The sequence below is a fragment of the Pseudomonas sp. P4795 genome, assembly GCF_048822895.1.
Taxonomy (GTDB): domain Bacteria; phylum Pseudomonadota; class Gammaproteobacteria; order Pseudomonadales; family Pseudomonadaceae; genus Aquipseudomonas.
Genome location: NZ_JBMFBT010000009.1, coordinates 25,997 through 42,281 on the forward strand (window position 1 = coordinate 25,997; position 16,285 = coordinate 42,281).

17 protein-coding genes are annotated in these 16,285 nt (G+C 57.8%); 4 read left to right on the top strand and 13 right to left on the bottom strand.

Features of this window, described 5'->3' with window-relative positions; genetic code table 11:
* Window position 1: 1 nt before the first annotated feature.
* Window positions 2–715 carry a DUF3108 domain-containing protein gene (locus ACOI8A_RS22935; protein ID WP_420648051.1) on the top strand — a complete coding sequence of 238 codons (714 nt, stop codon included), beginning with the start codon at window positions 2–4 and terminating at the stop codon, window positions 713–715.
* A 163-nt stretch (window positions 716–878) separates the two neighbouring features.
* Here the strand turns inward: ACOI8A_RS22935 and ACOI8A_RS22940 are convergent, their stop codons facing one another.
* Window positions 879–2,504, bottom strand: a complete 1,626-nt coding sequence (locus ACOI8A_RS22940; protein WP_420648050.1) for a methyl-accepting chemotaxis protein — start codon at window positions 2,502–2,504, stop codon at window positions 879–881.
* A gap of 144 nt (window positions 2,505–2,648) precedes the next feature.
* Complete coding sequence (locus ACOI8A_RS22945) at window positions 2,649–3,689, bottom strand: amidohydrolase family protein (protein ID WP_420648049.1); 1,041 nt, start codon at window positions 3,687–3,689, stop codon at window positions 2,649–2,651.
* A gap of 126 nt (window positions 3,690–3,815) precedes the next feature.
* On the opposite strand from ACOI8A_RS22945, the gene ACOI8A_RS22950 reads away from it, so the two are divergent.
* On the top strand, window positions 3,816–4,232 hold the full coding sequence (locus ACOI8A_RS22950; RefSeq protein ID WP_420648048.1) for an OsmC family protein: 417 nt from the start codon (window positions 3,816–3,818) through the stop codon (window positions 4,230–4,232).
* A gap of 61 nt (window positions 4,233–4,293) precedes the next feature.
* Window positions 4,294–5,160: a pirin family protein gene (locus ACOI8A_RS22955; protein WP_420648047.1), complete on the top strand. Its 867-nt coding sequence runs from the start codon at window positions 4,294–4,296 to the stop codon at window positions 5,158–5,160.
* Window positions 5,161–5,365: 205 nt separating this feature from the next.
* Here the strand turns inward: ACOI8A_RS22955 and ACOI8A_RS22960 are convergent, their stop codons facing one another.
* The 4 genes from ACOI8A_RS22960 to ACOI8A_RS22975 all read right to left on the bottom strand — a co-directional run bounded on the left by ACOI8A_RS22960 (window position 5,366) and on the right by ACOI8A_RS22975 (window position 9,072).
* On the bottom strand, window positions 5,366–6,094 hold the full coding sequence (locus ACOI8A_RS22960) for a dienelactone hydrolase family protein (protein ID WP_420648046.1): 729 nt from the start codon (window positions 6,092–6,094) through the stop codon (window positions 5,366–5,368).
* A gap of 69 nt (window positions 6,095–6,163) precedes the next feature.
* Entirely contained in the window at window positions 6,164–8,065 is a 1,902-nt protein-coding gene (gene htpG / locus ACOI8A_RS22965) for a molecular chaperone HtpG (RefSeq protein ID WP_420648045.1), read from the bottom strand.
* Window positions 8,066–8,146: 81 nt separating this feature from the next.
* Window positions 8,147–8,599 (bottom strand): PaaI family thioesterase, encoded by a 453-nt coding sequence (locus tag ACOI8A_RS22970; protein WP_420648044.1) that lies wholly within the window; start codon window positions 8,597–8,599, stop codon window positions 8,147–8,149.
* Window positions 8,596–9,072: a PaaI family thioesterase gene (locus ACOI8A_RS22975; RefSeq protein WP_420648043.1), complete on the bottom strand. Its 477-nt coding sequence runs from the start codon at window positions 9,070–9,072 to the stop codon at window positions 8,596–8,598. Before ACOI8A_RS22975 ends, ACOI8A_RS22970 begins: the two co-directional genes overlap by 4 nt.
* Before the next feature lie 158 nt (window positions 9,073–9,230).
* Between ACOI8A_RS22975 and ACOI8A_RS22980 the strand changes: the two genes are divergently transcribed.
* Window positions 9,231–9,467 (top strand): hypothetical protein, encoded by a 237-nt coding sequence (locus tag ACOI8A_RS22980; RefSeq protein ID WP_420648042.1) that lies wholly within the window; start codon window positions 9,231–9,233, stop codon window positions 9,465–9,467.
* Between the two features lie 82 nt (window positions 9,468–9,549).
* Here ACOI8A_RS22980 and ACOI8A_RS22985 read toward each other — a convergent pair whose 3' ends face one another.
* The 7 genes from ACOI8A_RS22985 to sucC all read right to left on the bottom strand — a co-directional run bounded on the left by ACOI8A_RS22985 (window position 9,550) and on the right by sucC (window position 16,131).
* Window positions 9,550–10,209 (bottom strand): hypothetical protein, encoded by a 660-nt coding sequence (locus tag ACOI8A_RS22985; RefSeq protein ID WP_420648041.1) that lies wholly within the window; start codon window positions 10,207–10,209, stop codon window positions 9,550–9,552.
* Between the two features lie 5 nt (window positions 10,210–10,214).
* Window positions 10,215–10,793: a hypothetical protein gene (locus ACOI8A_RS22990; RefSeq protein WP_420648040.1), complete on the bottom strand. Its 579-nt coding sequence runs from the start codon at window positions 10,791–10,793 to the stop codon at window positions 10,215–10,217.
* Between the two features lie 370 nt (window positions 10,794–11,163).
* Window positions 11,164–11,565 carry an MAPEG family protein gene (locus ACOI8A_RS22995; protein WP_420648039.1) on the bottom strand — a complete coding sequence of 134 codons (402 nt, stop codon included), beginning with the start codon at window positions 11,563–11,565 and terminating at the stop codon, window positions 11,164–11,166.
* Window positions 11,566–12,303, bottom strand: coding sequence for a DUF599 domain-containing protein (locus ACOI8A_RS23000; RefSeq protein WP_420648038.1), 738 nt, complete (start codon window positions 12,301–12,303; stop codon window positions 11,566–11,568). It abuts the gene before it with no gap.
* A 151-nt stretch (window positions 12,304–12,454) separates the two neighbouring features.
* Window positions 12,455–13,768: a branched-chain amino acid transport system II carrier protein gene (gene brnQ / locus ACOI8A_RS23005; protein WP_420648037.1), complete on the bottom strand. Its 1,314-nt coding sequence runs from the start codon at window positions 13,766–13,768 to the stop codon at window positions 12,455–12,457.
* A 315-nt stretch (window positions 13,769–14,083) separates the two neighbouring features.
* Window positions 14,084–14,965 carry a succinate--CoA ligase subunit alpha gene (gene sucD / locus ACOI8A_RS23010; protein ID WP_128608023.1) on the bottom strand — a complete coding sequence of 294 codons (882 nt, stop codon included), beginning with the start codon at window positions 14,963–14,965 and terminating at the stop codon, window positions 14,084–14,086.
* On the bottom strand, window positions 14,965–16,131 hold the full coding sequence (gene sucC / locus ACOI8A_RS23015; RefSeq protein ID WP_420648036.1) for an ADP-forming succinate--CoA ligase subunit beta: 1,167 nt from the start codon (window positions 16,129–16,131) through the stop codon (window positions 14,965–14,967). The genes sucD and sucC overlap by 1 nt, the downstream gene beginning before the upstream one ends.
* Window positions 16,132–16,285 lie beyond the last annotated feature (154 nt).

Below are 16,285 nucleotides of genomic sequence, written 5' to 3' on the forward strand. Positions count from 1 at the left end.
TATGCGTCGCGCCCTGCTCTTCGCTTGCGCTCTGCTCGCCATGCCTTTCGCACAGGCTGCAGACCTTCAACCGTTCTCCGCCAGCTACACCGCCGACTGGAAACAGCTGCCGATGAGCGGCACTGCCGAACGCAGCCTGACCAAGGATGCCAAAGGCGTCTGGACCCTCAGCTTCAAGGCTTCGATGATGATCGCCAGCCTGACCGAGACCAGCACTCTGACGCTGGACAAGGACACGCTGCTGCCGCAGTCCTACCACTTCGAACGTGGTGGTCTGGGCAAAGCCAAGAAGGCCGATCTGGACTTCGACTGGGCCAACAAACTTGTGACCGGTACCGACCGTGGCGACGCGGTGAAAATCCCGCTGAACCGCGGCATGGTCGACAAATCCACCTACCAACTGGCGCTGCAACATGACGTCGCCGCCGGCAAGAAAAGCATGAGCTATCAGGTGGTTGATGATGGCGAAGTCGACACTTACGACTTCCGCGTGCTGGGTTCGGAGAAAGTCGAAACCAAGGCTGGCCAGATCGATGCGATCAAGGTCGAGCGCGTGCGTGACCCGACTCAGAGCAAGCGCATCACGGTTCTGTGGTTCGCCAAGGATTGGGATTACCTGCTGGTGCGTTTGCAACAGGTTGAGACTGACGGCAAGGAGTACAACATCATGCTTCTTGACGGCACGGTCAACGGCAAGGCTGTCAAAGGCAGCTGATCCGATCGATGTGAAAAGCCCCGCAGATGTGGGGCTTTTTTTCGCATGCAACACGCCCCTCTTGTAGGAGCTGCCGCAGGCTGCGATCTTTTGATCTTGATCGTAAGCAGCGAGATCAGAATCAAAAGATCGCAGCGTGCCGCAGCTCCTACAGGGGTACGTTTCAGACCGAAAACTTGGCCACCATCCCGTTCAAATCCACCGCCAGCCGCGACAGTTCCTGGCTCGCTGCACTGGTCTGATTCGCTCCCGCCGACGTCTGCATCGCCAGATCGCGAATATTCATCAGATTGCGATCTACCTCGCGCGCCACCGCTGCCTGCTCTTCCGAGGCACTGGCAATCACCATATTGCGCTCGTTGATCAGGGTGAACGCCGAAGCAATCTCCTCCAGCGCCACCCCGGCGGCCTTGGCTAACTCCAGCGTCGAACGCGCGCGCACGTTGCTTTGCTGCATCGAGCTGACAGCCGAATCAGTACCCTGCTGAATCCCGCCGATCATCTGCTCGATCTCTCGCGTCGATTGCTGCGTGCGATGCGCCAGCGCGCGCACTTCGTCCGCCACCACTGCGAAACCACGCCCGGCGTCACCGGCCCGTGCAGCCTCGATCGCCGCGTTGAGCGCCAACAAGTTGGTCTGCTCGGCAATCGAGCGAATCACGTCCAGCACTTTGCTGATGCTGTAGACCTTTTGCGCCAGATCTTCGACCTGCGTGGCATTGGCAGTGACGTCGCCGGCCAGTAACTCGATCGAAGAGACCGTTTGCCGCACTTGCTCGCGACCATGCTGAGCAATGCGATCCGACTCGCGCGAGGCCTCGGAAGTGGCCACCGCATTGCTGGCCACCTCTTCAACCGCCGCAGTCATCTGATTCACCGCCGTCGCCGCTTGCTCGATTTCCAGACTCTGCTGATGCAGCCCGCGGGTGGCGTCTTCCGTGACGCAGCTCAGCTCTTCCGAAGCCGATGCCAATTGGCTGGAGGACTCGGAAATACGCCGAATGGTTTCGCGCAGGTTGTGTTGCATGGCCTGCAACGCTTGCAGCAGGCGCGCCGGTTCGTCCTTGCCGGAGATGTTGATATCACCGGTCAGATCGCCACTGGCCACCACTTCAGCGACATTCAACGATTGCGAAAGCGGCAGGACAATGCTGCGGGTCAGCGCCAATGCCAGCGCAATAGTGATCAACGCAGTGACGCCGATCATCACCCCGACCCACACCCGCGAATTGCTGAACACCAGCCGCGCCGCTTCAGTAGCCAGGTTGGCGTTGTGTTTGTTCAGCTCGACCAGCTCACGCAACGTGACGGCAATTTCGTCGGCCAACGGGCTCATCTGGCCATTGAGAATCGCCGCGGCCTCGTCCACCCGGTCTTGCGCCGACAGCGTCATCACCTGTGCCTGAAACTCCAGATACTTGTGCTCGGCAGTTTTAAAGCGATCAAACAGCGCGCGCTCCTCGGGCAACACGATCAACACGTTGTAACGTTGCTGGGCCTCGCTGAGCACGCCGCGCAGCTCGGTGAGTTTGGCGATATTCTGTTCCAGTGCCTGCGGATCGCGATTAAGCAGCAGGCGCATGGTCAGCGCACGCAGGCGCAGCATGTCCTGACTCATTTCACCGACCGCCATCACGCTTGGCAGCCAGTTGTTGTCGACCTGATCGGATTGGGCACGCATGTTGGACATTTGCAGCAAAGCGAACGCACCGAGGGCGAACACCATCAACGCCAGCAGGCCAAAACCCAGTCCGGCCCGCGGCGCAATATTGAGACTACGGATACTCATTGCTCTGGTTCCTTCCAAAAGCGCTGCATCAACCCTGCAGCTGGTTGCTCTAGAAGGTATCGGCCCTTTGCTAATTTGCGTAAGACCAAAACGTGATATCAAAGAGCCTTGATACTTCGAACACTCGGCATTAACGATTCAGCGCTATTGTGCGGACTTCACGACCGTTCGCGGCAAGATTGCCAGAAAGTTATCTCGCGCGACTTTTTGCGCCACGTCCGCTGGCAAAGCATCGAGGAACGGCTTGAAGCTGTGCATTTCCTTACCGAGCTTGTCGAAACGTCCTACGACGTCGGAGCCGAGCATGAAGCGCTCCGGATGTCGCTCGACTAATGCCAGCCACTCCGCGCGCGGTTTGCCCTGCTCGTCCAGCAGATAGGGCGTGAGCATGCTCCACGACAGATCGACGTACAGATTCGGATAGGCCTCAAGCATGCGCGTCAGCGTCGGCAGCAGAAAATCCAGTTGGGTTTGATGCCGGTGAATCTCGGCGCTGGTGCCGGCGTGCGCCCAGATAATCCGCGTGTGCGGATGATTACGTAGCGGCTGCTCGATTTCCTGCAAATACAGCGGATTCTTCTCACGCTTGGAGGTGATGTTGGAATGCACCATCACCGGCAGATCGTTTTCTGCCGCGAGGTGATAGATACGGGTCATGGCTTCGTTGTTGGCTCGCGGCGTGTCGCCGGAGGTCAGCGCCGTCAGGTCGTCATGCCGGGTGAAGACTTCGCCAATGCCCTGCCACAGGCCCGGATACAGATCGAGCATGCGCTGAATGTGCGCAGCGGAGTTCTTGTCGTTGGGGTTGAAGCCAGACAGGAATGGATGGAAGTGCTGGCGTTGATCGGGCGTCAGTTTCTGCACCGCGTCAGCGATGATCACGTCAGTCGCGCTGTACCAATAGGCATCCGCGTCGTCACCAGCGTAATAGCGCGGTCGTTTGGGTTCGTCTTCGTGCCACTTCTTGGCCACGGGAATGCCGGAAATCATCACATGCTCGATGGAATTTTCTTTCATGGCCGTCAGCAATTTCGGCATGCCCGCGCTTTCCTGGAAAAAATCCACGTAATGCAGGTGCGCGTCGCTGTAGGTGTATTCCCGCGCATGCGCAGCGCCGGCACACATCAACAGGCAGGCAAGACTCAGACGATACAAGGACACAAGCGTTCTCCGGCAGATAGGCATAGCCTAGACCTCCGCCGCACGAGCAGGGTTCAGCCGGCAACAAAGTGGAACGCGACTCTGTCGGAATGCTCTATACCTGCAAGGTCTTCTGATCGAATGACTTTTCCAACCGCATGCGAGGTTCACATGACTGTTACCGTCAATACCGTCTCCGCCGAAGGTTTGCGTCACACCGTACAGATCGATGAGCATGAATTGTTTGCCGATGCCCCGGTCGCTGCGGGTGGCGAAGGCTCGGCACCCGAGCCGCACGATTACTTCGATGCTGCTCTGGGCGCCTGCAAAGCCTTGACGCTGAAGATGTACGCGAAGAAGAAAGATATCCCGCTGACCGGCGTGGGCGTCGAGGTCAAACGCGACAACAGCGAAGAGCAAAAAGGCAAATACGCCCTGCACGTTACCCTGACGCTCAAAGGCGTACTGACCGATGCTCAGCGTGAAGAATTGCATCGCGTGGCCGACCGCTGCCCGATTCACAAGCTGATGACCACCAGCGAAGTCACCATCGAAACCCACGCCCCACAAGGCTTCGACAGCCAGTAATCACTCCGACTACAGCGGCGGGTTATGCTTCGCGCATCGCCCGCTCAGCCTGGAATGCACCATGAACACTCCACTTCTGATCATCCGCCCGCGCGCCGAAGACGTCGAAGGCCAGCCGATTCTGCGCCCGCTGCCGTCAGCCAAATGCCGCAGCGTCGGGCCTTTCGTGTTTTTCGACCACATGCTCGAAACGGTTTATCCGCCTGGCACAGGTATGAACATCCGACAGCATCCGCACATCGGTCTGTCGACACTCACCTATTTATTTGAAGGGCAGATCCAGCACAAGGACAGCCTCGGTTCGGACCAGGTTGTGAGTGCTGGTGATGTCAGCTGGATGACGGCGGGGAGCGCGATTGCTCACGTCGAGCGCACGCCACAGCCGTTGAAGGACAGTGGTTTCAGGTTTCATGGCTTGCAGATCTGGCTGGCTTCGCCGAAAGACCATGAGCAAGGCCCGGGGCATTACAACCATCACCCGGCTTCGACGTTGCCGGTCAGCGATAACCTCGGCGTGCAGATCCGCATGATTGCCGGGTCAGGCTTTTGCCTGGAATCGCCGGTGCCGGTGCTTTCTCCTACGTTGTATGCCGAGTTGAAAATGCAGACGGCGACCACGCTGTTGATTCCGACCGAGCATGCAGAGCGAGCGTTGTATGTGTTGAGTGGCGATGCGCAGTTGAATGGCGAGACTGTGAAGCCGCATGCGCTGGTGGTGTTGCCGGCGGGCGAAGAGATAAGTCTGTTCGCTGACAGTGACTGTCACGCGGTGTTGTTCGGGGGTGCGCCTCTGGATGGGCCACGGCGGATCAACTGGAATTTTGTCGCGAGTGATCCGGCGGCGATTGATGAAGCGCGGCGCAAGTGGGCGGCTGGGGATTGGCCGACGGTGCCGGGGGAAGTTGAGCGGATTGAGTTGCCGCGTTAGACCTCCTTACCCTCACCCCAGCCCTCCCGAAACGTCGGACCGCCCACAGGGAGAGGGGGCCGACCGAAGTGTCTGGCGTAATACATCGACCTGGAAGATTTTGTCGATTATGGATTCGGCAAAGTGCTTTCAGGTCGGCATAAACACTCAGCATCCCGGGATCAGTCCCCTCTCCCTCAGGGAGAGGGCTAGGGTGAGGGGCTTTTCAGCCTTTAAACACTTCATCCAGCAAATCATGCATCGACTTGAACGCCCGCGCAGCGGTCTTCGCGTCATACATCATCTTGCCCGGCACGTTCGCATGCGGATCGGTAAACGAGTGCACCGCACCGCCGTAACTCAACAACTGCCAATCGACACCCGCCGCATTCATTTCATCTTCGAACGCCGGCAACTGCTCTTTCGGCACCAATGGATCGGAAGCGCCATGCAGCACCAGAACCGAGCCTTTGATGTTGTTAGCATCGGCCGGATTCGGCGAGTCCAGCGTGCCGTGGAACGACACCGCCGCCTTCACCGGAGCGCCAGTGCGAGCCAGATCCAGCGCGCAGCAACCGCCAAAGCAGAAACCGAACACCGCCAGTTTTGAGGTATCCACTGCCGCCTCACCCTGCGCCTGCAACTGCTCGAAAGCCGCCTGCATGCGCTTGCGCAGTAACGCACGATCGTTCTTCAACGGCATCATCGCCGCGCCAGCCTGATCGGCATTCTGCGGACGCACCGACTGACCGTAGACGTCAGCAATCAACACCACATAGCCCTCGGCCGCAACCGACCTGGCGATGTCTTCCGCACCAGCGCTGACACCCATCCAGTTCGGCGCCATCAACAAACCCGGACGCGCACCTTTGTGTTCGGCATCAAACGCCAACCGACCTTCATAAGGCTGGCCATCAATCTGGTAGACCACGGAACGCACAGTGACTTGGCTCATTTCTGACTCCTGATTGGCTAAACACCAGAATGAAAAAACCCGCCGAAGCGGGTTTTTCCTACAACGTGATCAAGCTGACAGTTCGACCAGCAGCTTGTTCAGGCGACGCACATAATCGGCCGGGTCTTTCAAGCTTTCGCCGGCAGCCAGCGCAGCCTGATCGTGGAGGATGTGCGACAAGTCGCGGAAGCGATCATCGTCAGGCTCATTGTCGAGTTTCTCGATCAACGCGTGGCTCGGATTAAATTCGAAAATTGGCTTCGATTCCGGCACCTTCTGCCCGCTCGCTTCGAGGATCTGGCGCATTTGCATACCCAGGTCCTGCTCGCCGATGGCCAGAATGGCTGGGGAATCGGTCAGGCGATGGGAGACCCGCACTTCAGCCACGGAATCGCCCAGCGCTGCCTTCAGACGCTCAACCAGACCTTCTTTGGACTTGGCGACTTCTTCTGCGGCTTTCTTGTCTTCTTCCGAATCCAGATTGCCCAGATCGAGGTCACCGCGCGCCACGTCGACAAAGGTCTTGCCGTCGAAGTCGCTCAGGTAGCTCATCAGCCACTCGTCGATACGGTCGGTCAGCAGCAGCACTTCGATGCCTTTCTTGCGGAAGACTTCCAGGTGCGGGCTGTTCTTGACCTGCGCGTAGGTTTCGCCGGTCAGGTAGTAGATCTTGTCCTGACCTTCCTTGGCGCGAGCCAGGTATTCGGCCAGACCGACAACTTGCTCGCCATCGGTGTTGGTCGATGCGAAACGCAGCAGACCGGCGATTTTTTCCTTGTTGGCGAAATCTTCTGCCGGGCCTTCTTTCATGACCTGACCGAAGTTTTTCCAGAAGCTCTTGTATTGCTCAGGCTCGTTTTTCGCCAGTTTTTCCAGCATGTCCAGCACGCGCTTGGTCAGCGCCGATTTCATCGAGTCGATGATCGGGTCTTTCTGCAGGATTTCCCGCGACACGTTCAGCGACAGGTCGTTGGAATCGACCACGCCTTTGATGAAGCGCAGGTACAGCGGCAGGAACGACTCGGCCTGATCCATCACGAACACGCGCTGCACGTACAGCTTCAGGCCTTTCGGCGCTTCACGCTGGTACAGATCGAATGGCGCACGGGCCGGCACGTACAACAGCGAGGTGTATTCGAGCTTGCCTTCGACCTTGTTATGGGTCCAGCTCAGAGGATTCTCGTAATCGTGACCGATGTGCTTGTAGAACTCCTGGTATTCCTCGTCCTTCACTTCTGTGCGCGGACGGGTCCACAGAGCGCTGGCACGGTTGACGGTTTCCCACTCAACGGCCGGCTGCTCTTCGCCTTCGGCAGCCGCAACTTCTTTCGGCACTTCGATCGGCAGAGCGATGTGGTCGGAGTACTTCTTGATGATGTTGCGCAGACGGTAGCCGTCAGCGAACTCGTCTTCACCGGATTTCAGGCGCAGGACGATGCGCGTACCGCGTTCGGTTTTTTCGACGTTGGCGACTTCAAACTCGCCCTCGCCTTTCGACGACCAGTGCACGCCCTCGCTGGCAGGTGCGCCGGCACGACGGCTGTATACGTCAACCTGGTCGGCAACGATGAACGCGGAGTAGAAACCCACACCGAATTGACCGATCAGGTGCGAATCTTTCTTCTGATCGCCCGACAGGTTTTTCATGAAATCGGCAGTGCCGGACTTGGCGATGGTACCCAGGTGGGTGACCACATCGTCGCGGTTCATGCCGATGCCGTTGTCTTCGAGGGTGACGGTGTTGGCCGCCTTGTCGAAGCTCACACGGATTTTCAGTTCAGCACCGCCTTCGAGCAACTCTGGCTTGGCCAGGGCTTCGAAGCGCAACTTGTCGACGGCATCAGAGGCGTTCGAGATCAATTCGCGAAGGAAGATTTCCTTGTTGGAATACAGCGAATGAATCATGAGGTGCAGCAATTGCTTCACCTCGGTCTGGAAGCCCAGGGTTTCCTTTTGAGTTTCCACGCTCATGGTCATCAAACTCCAATCAGATGGCATTGGCCGCGACCCAAATGGTCGGCGGCGGGTTGTTCATTGAGTTGGGGGCAGCGTTCAGGATTTCAAGGGCTCATCAATTTTGAAATGCGCACGCGCGGTGGCGATCGGTTCGCCCTCGGTGGACTGCCATGCAGTGATCGCGACGTTGGCCACACGCCGACCCTGACGACACACCTGACACTTGGCCCAGGTGTCGCGAAACTGCCCGGTGCGCAGGTAATCCAGCGAGAAATCGATGATCTTCGGCACACCCGGCGCCCCGGTAAAAATCAGCAGATGCAGGGCCGCGGACAACTCCATGAATCCGGCAATCACCCCGCCGTGGATCGCCGGCAATAAAGGGTTACCAATGTTGTCCTTGTTCGCCGGCAGCTTGAACAGCAGCTCATCGCCGACGCGCGAACACTCGATGCCGATCAGACCTGCGTAGGGGATCAATTGCAGCAGCGGCGCGTAGTCGCCATTTTTGTGAGCGTCTTGTAATTGCTGCTTGAGGTCGTCGCTCACAGGCCTTCTCCCCTGATCGCGCCGCCGAAGCCTTTGGTGCCTTTGATGTTCTTACCCATACGCATGAAAGTGCCGACCACATGGGCGATGGGTTGCTCGGGGTCATCCTGATAAGCGAAGCCGCGAGCGAAAATCACGTCGGTGGTGACGCGGTAGCATTGCGCGAAGCCGTAGACGTCTTTGTGCGGCTCGGCGGCGTGCATATAGTCGATACGCAGGTCGAGCGTCGGGCAGACCTCGAATTCCGGCAGCACGCACAGAGTGGACATGCCGCATGCAGTGTCCATCAACGAGGTCAGCGCGCCGCCATGAATGACTCCGGTCTGCGGGTTGCCGACGATTTTTTCGCTGTATGGCAGGATCACCGTCAAGCCGTCGTTGCTCGCGCTATGCACTTGCAATCCGAGTACCTGGCAGTGGCGCAAGGCTGAGAGAAATCGTGTCGCACGTTCAAAAACGAGGTTTTCGGCCATTTGATAATTACTCTCGTTAGTCGTCAATTCAGGTAGTAGAGCCTGCACTAAAAGTTCCACTGTAAAAGAAAGTTATATATCTAGAAGAAACGTGGAACTTAACCTGAGGGACCGTGCTCGAAAGGCCAGTAGTTATTTTCCATAAGGAGAAACACCCCATGCGTAAGACTTTAGCTATTGCCTTGATGTTGACCGCTTCCCTCGGTCTCGCTGCCTGCGATAAAAAATCCGAGGACAAAGCTCAAGATGCAAACCAACATGCTGAGCAAGCTCAGCAAGACATGAACAAAGCTCAGGATAAAGTGAACGACGCAGCGAAAGAAAACGCCAAAGCTGCCGAAGCTCAGGCTGAATCGAACAAAGCTGCAGCAGAAGAAGCTGCCAAGAAGCAATAAGCTGCTTCTTGCTTTGATCGCTGTACAAGAAAACCCGCCTAGTGCGGGTTTTCTTATGCCTGTCACTTGCTGCTAAACCAACTCACCCACCACTAGTTGCCAGCGGCTGAAAGGCACAATCACCGGGATAACCCGGGCGACCATCACACACCTTCAGACAGCCCACCCCGTCCTTGAACTTTGCACTGACCGATAGTACATAGCCGTACTCCGGCGTTATCACGTTCAATGTCGATGCACAGGACGTCTTCGTATCGAAGCGAAAAGTGATCGTTTCATGTCGCTGCCGACGTTGAAACAGCAGAGCGAAGGTATGACCGCTGTTCCACCTCGATTTACTCGGCACCACAAAACGATAGTGCTGTTCGTTCAGGCGCTCGCCAAATACCTTGAATTCGCTGCGTCCCTTCTCAATCCCCGGTATCGGGTAGGGAATTGGCAGTATGTAAGGCAGCCCGGTCAGGCCTGCTCTGACGTCCAGACCCTTCTGGTAATAAGGCACTTCGATATGAGGAAAACCGTCGTGAGTGATCCGGTCATCGCCATGAAATTGATTTTGCGAGGGTGTGTAATCCGGGGGCAACGCGAACTGGACGTCGAAGGTGAGCAATGCCTGGCTGGCATCCAGATTTTCCGAGAGGAATTCTCTGTTGCTCGCGCCATCGTCACTGACACAACCCTCCAGCGACACCACCATTCCTATCAACAGCAGGAAGCCACAACCCGATAGTGAATTTTTCATCAGACTCAGCGCTCGGACAGGGGAAGTGCGGGGCCGAGGCCACGGCCAACCAGTTCCCATGTGTCGTTTTTGGCCTGCCATTGGAAGCGCGTTGCAAACCAGGCAATCTTCATATTCCGGGCCAGCCGGTGTTCGCTGACTTGAGGTACGCCATTCTTGAGCGCCTGGGCTGATTGGGCGCGGGCCGCCCTCCAGATGTCCGTCAGCTCACCAACGTTGGCATCGGGTGGCAACTGATAAGCGGCGGTCAGGCCGTCCTCTCGGCCGGCCACCAATATTTCCTTGGACGTCAGGTACGCCGCCAGCCTATTGTCGGGCGACACCGCCAGCAGATCTCCCCATACCCGATTGCCGTTGGCCTTGACACTCGTATCGAACCACAGCACTTCGCCCGTTCGGGTATCCAGTGCACGGCCGGACTCGGCGAATAGCAACATGTCTTCACGGCCTGGTTGCGGCACGCCCCAGTCGGGAAACTTTTCATTTTTGAGAGGGCTGAGCTGACGCGACAGGGGCGTGCCGTTCTGGACGCTGACGAGCAGTGTGCTGACCCCATCGTAGCCCGATGTGACGGCCAGAAGCATCGGCTGCCCTTCCCTCAGCGCTATGATCGGACGCACCTCTTTGACTACGCGGGCGCCGAAAGGCCAGTACTCCTGCGACCGAAACGCAATGGCGTAGTGCGGCCCCGGGCCATAGACACTGTCTGCACGCGGGCTGATCAGGAAATCGCCGAATCGCCTTACCCCGGGCGCATCAGCCTCAACGGGTGGCGAAGCTTGCGCTAAAGCAGCGCACGCCATAAGGCCCCATATCCAGCGACCGAGTCGACGGTATGGCGGCTTACACATGTGAAATCCTTTCAAGAACTGCCTTCCATGAAAAACCGAAGCCGGATGTTACAACGTCATTTGCACTAACGCCCAATGATCTGCATAACCGCAGGACCGTCAGCTAGAGCAATAACGTTTTGAATGTCGGACTGATCATCAGCAGTAACGAACACACTAATCCCACCAGCCATACCAGACTGCGAGGCGTGGGCAGATCCGCCAGGTAGAACCACAAGTAGAGGATTCGCGCGACGACGAAAATGATCGCCAGTGTATCGATCAGCCATCCTGCCGTTTGCGTGGTGTGCGCCATCAACACACCCACCGCAAACAATATGAACGCTTCGATACTGTTCTGGTGCGCAGCCAGCGCCCTTGCGCCGTAGCCGGTCAGTTGCGCCTGTTGCTGACGCGGCAGGTGGTTGTTGTAACCGCCCTGCTCTTTCATGGCCTTGCCCACCGGCATACGCGCCACATAGATCATCAACGCGCTGACAAACACACACCAGAACGGAATACTCATTCAAACGACCTCTTTGTTCGCCTCAGGAAGAGGCGCCTCTGTAGGGGTATAGACCATCACGTCGAGAACGTCGGAATGGAACTCGCGGCGATACAACACCAGCACCACACCCGTGCTCATCAGCATGAACAGCCACGGGCTGACGAACCAGGCGAGCATGGTCATGCCGAAGTAGTAGGAACGCAGCCCGAAGTTGAACTGGTTGGCCGCCATCGAAATGACTCGTGCGGCGCGCGAAGCGAACGCTTTGCGCTCCTGCTCCGAGACATGCCGCTCACCAATCATCGGCGCCGAACCGATCAGAATCGCCGCGAAGTTGTACTGGCGCATGCACCAGCTGAAGGTGAAGAACGCGTAGACAAACACCATCGCCAGACACAGCAACTTGATCTCGGACATGCCCTGCGAGGCCTGCTGCACCATCGGAATATCCGCCAGCAACGACACCGCCCGCTCGGACGCACCGAGCACGGTAAGAATACCGGCGAGGATAATCAGGGTGCTGGAAGCGAAGAACGAGGCATTGCGCTCAAGGTTGCCGATCACGCTGGCGTCGGCGATGCGGTTGTCACGCAGGAGCATGCGGCGCATCCAGTCTTCGCGGTACAGGTGCAGCACGCTGGCCAGGCACGCGGTGTCGCGGCCCTTCCAGGAGGCGTAACGGGTGTAGCCGCCCCAGCACGTAACAAACCACAGCGCGGCGAGCAGGTGGATCAAATTGGCTTGAATGAACGACATGCAATTCCCTGTGATGAATATTTCGGCAACCCTTCGACGTTAGCTCAGAGAAAAAGACACTGCCTGACGCCCATAAAAAATGCCCCGTATCGATTGATACGGGGCATTTCTGTTTAATTGCTCAGCAGCCGTTTGTAGCGGCTCGGCAATCTTATGCGAGGGCTTCGCTGCGCTTGCCCAACAGACGGTCGCATACCATCGCGACCACCAGCGTCATCACGCACGGCACCAGCCACGCCAGACCCTGCTCGCTCAGCGGCAACTGAGCCATTTGCGACGGCAGCCAGTCAGCCAGACCAGCGCCTTTCAGTGCGTCGATGCTGCCGAACACAAACGACACCAGCATCACCGGGCCGAGAATGCGGCTGTGCTCATGCCAGAAGTCCTTGCAGAAGCTCAGGCCGACCAGAACGATGCACGGCGGGTAGATCGCGGTGAGCACCGGGATCGAGAACGCGATCAGGTTGGTCAGGCCGAGGTTGGACACCAGCAGCGAAAACGCGGCAAGGATAATAACCAACGTCTTGTAGGACAGCGGCAGCACGCCGCTGAAGTATTCGGCGCAGGCGCAGGTCAGACCCACAGCAGTCACCAGACACGCCAGTGAGATCAGCACCGCAAGGAAACCGCTGCCCAGCGAACCGAAGGTGTGTTGCACGTAAGCATGCAGCACCGCGGCGCCGTTGGTAGCGCCCGCAGCCACTTCATGGCTGCCGGAACCGAGACGGAACAGGCTGACATACACCAGCGCCAGACCGACGCCGGCAATCAGCCCGGCGATGATCGCGTAACGGGTGATCAGCGCTGGCGACTCGACGCCACGCGAGCGGATCGCGTTGACGATGACGATGCCGAATACCAGAGCGCCCAAGGTATCCATGGTCAGATAACCATTGATGAAGCCTTGGGAGAACGGTGCCGCAACGTATTCCGGCGTGGCCACGCCGATGTCACCGGCCGGCAGCGCGAACGCGGCAATGCCGAGCACCGCCAGGGCGATGATCTTCAGCGGCGCGAGGAAGCGGCCTACGGTATCCAGCAGACGGCCCGGATACAGCGAGATGAAGAACACCAGCAGGAAGTACACCGAGCTGTAGAGGAACAGCGCCAGCGGGCTTTCGCCGGTCAACGGCGCCAGACCGACTTCGAACGATACGGTCGCAGTGCGTGGCGTCGCGAACAACGGGCCGACCGCGAGGTAGCACGCAGCTGCCAGCACACCACCGGCGATTTTGCCGATCGGGCTGCTCAGGGCATCCATCGCACCGCCGACCTTGGCCAGCGCCACGACAGTGATGACCGGCAGGCCAACCGCCGTGATCAGGAAGCCCAGCGCTGCCATCCAGACGTGAGGCCCGGACTGCAGACCGACGATAGGCGGGAAGATGATGTTGCCGGCCCCGACGAACAGGGCGAAGGTCATAAAACCAAGTGCCAGGATGTCCTGACCTTTCAAAACTTTCATTAAGGAAATACCACACTACTGAATCGGAATTTAGAGGGGGATTGCCCTGTGGGATTAGGGAAATGCTGTCGATCCGTATGGGATTGACCCTTATAGCGCGGTGCTGCCTTGTGGGCGGCGGACGCAAAAATGGCTGCTAGCCTAACGAATTTGCCTGACAAACGCACTGTTAGAGGGCGAACTATCCGATACGCGACGTTGCTGTGTCGCATTTACGTATCTATTTTTCACAACTGAACATTCTTGAATGCCAGAAATGACAAAGGCCACCCGAAGGTGGCCTTTGTCTGGTGAAGCGTCAGCTAAGCGCGAGGCTTACTTGACAGCCCAACCGGTCAGCTCGGCCAGGGCCTTGCCGATGTCTGCCAGCGAACGCACGGTTTTTACACCTGCGTCTTGCAGAGCAGCGAATTTCTCGTCTGCAGTGCCTTTGCCGCCAGAGATGATTGCGCCAGCATGGCCCATGCGCTTGCCCGGAGGAGCAGTCACACCAGCGATGTAGGAAACAACCGGCTTGGTCACGTGTGCCTTGATGTAGGCAGCAGCTTCTTCTTCAGCCGAACCGCCGATCTCACCGATCATAACGATCGCTTCGGTCTTCGGGTCTTCCTGGAACAGCTTCAGGATGTCGATGAAGTTCGAACCCGGGATCGGGTCACCACCGATGCCGACGCAAGTCGACTGACCGAAACCGGCGTCAGTAGTCTGCTTCACAGCTTCGTAGGTCAGGGTGCCGGAACGCGAAACGATACCGACTTTACCTGGCAAGTGAATGTGACCTGGCATGATGCCGATCTTGCATTCGCCTGGAGTGATCACGCCTGGGCAGTTAGGACCGATCAGGACAATGCCCAGCTCGTCGCAAACTACTTTGGCATCCAGCATGTCCAGGGTAGGAATGCCTTCGGTGATGCAGACGATCAGCTTGATGCCGCCGAAAGCCGCTTCCAGGATCGAGTCCTTGCAGAAAGGAGCCGGAACGTAGATCACGCTGGCGGTAGCGCCAGTGGCCGCTACAGCGTCTTTCACAGTGTTGAACACTGGCAGACCCAGGTGCTCGGTGCCGCCCTTGCCCGGAGTTACGCCACCAACCATCTTGGTGCCGTATTCGATGGCTTGCTGGGTGTGGAAACTACCTTGCGAACCGGTAATACCCTGGCAGATAACTTTGGTGTCTTTATTGATCAGGACGCTCATTACTTGCCCTCCGCAGCTTTAACGACTTGTTGAGCAGCGTCGGTCAGGCTGGTAGCAGCGATGATGTTCAAACCGCTTTCTGCCAGTACTTTAGCGCCCAGTTCAGCGTTGTTGCCTTCAAGACGAACAACAACCGGGATTTTCACGCCGACTTCTTTCACTGCACCGATGATGCCTTCGGCAATCATGTCGCAACGAACGATGCCGCCGAAGATGTTGACCAGTACTGCAGCGACGTTGGAGTCGGACAGGATGATCTTGAACGCTTCGGTAACGCGTTCTTTGGTAGCACCGCCGCCCACGTCGAGGAAGTTGGCTGGTTTACCGCCATGCAGGTTGACGATGTCCATGGTACCCATGGCCAGGCCAGCACCGTTGACCATGCAACCGATGTTGCCTTCCAGTGCTACGTAGTTCAATTCGAACTTGGCAGCATGCGCTTCGCGCGGATCGTCTTGCGACGGATCGTGGAAAGTCTTCAGCTTAGGCTGACGGTACATGGCGTTGGCGTCGATGTTGATCTTGGCGTCGAGGCAGTGCAGATCGCCGTCAGCCTTGATCACCAGCGGGTTCACTTCCAGCAGAGCCAGGTCGTGATCCTTGAACAGTTTGGCCAGACCTACGAAGATCTTGGCGAACTGAGCAACCTGCTTGCCTTCCAGACCCAGCTGGAATGCCAGCTCGCGACCCTGGAATGGCTGAGCGCCAACCAGTGGATCGATAGTGGCCTTGAGAATTTTTTCTGGGGTTTCGTGAGCGATCTTCTCGATGTCCACGCCACCTTCGGTGGAAGCCATGAACACGATGCGACGGCTCGAACGGTCAACGACAGCGCCCAGGTACAGCTCTTTAGCGATATCAGTGCACGATTCAACCAGGATCTTGGTGACTGGCTGGCCATTGGCGTCAGTCTGGTAAGTCACCAGACGCTTGCCCAGCCACTGCTGTGCGAAGGCTTTGGCGTCTTCTCTGCTACGAACCAGCTTTACGCCGCCCGCTTTACCGCGACCACCAGCGTGGACCTGGGCTTTGACAACCCACTCACTGCCGCCGATTTTGTCGCAAGCTTCTGCTGCTGCTTCCGGGGTGTCTACTGCGTAACCAGTGGAAACTGGCAGGCCGTATTCAGCGAACAGCTGCTTACCCTGATACTCGTGAAGATTCATGCTTATTACCGTCTTCGTTAGGTACTGCGCATTCGGCGCTGCGCTCTTGATGAGTGCCGCGCCACCTGTGACTGCTGCTTGCGTAGCTGAGCTACGCAAGACTGCGTCCAGCGGACTTTCCGCGGTGAGTCTTGCTCGCAAGGCTCACGACGGG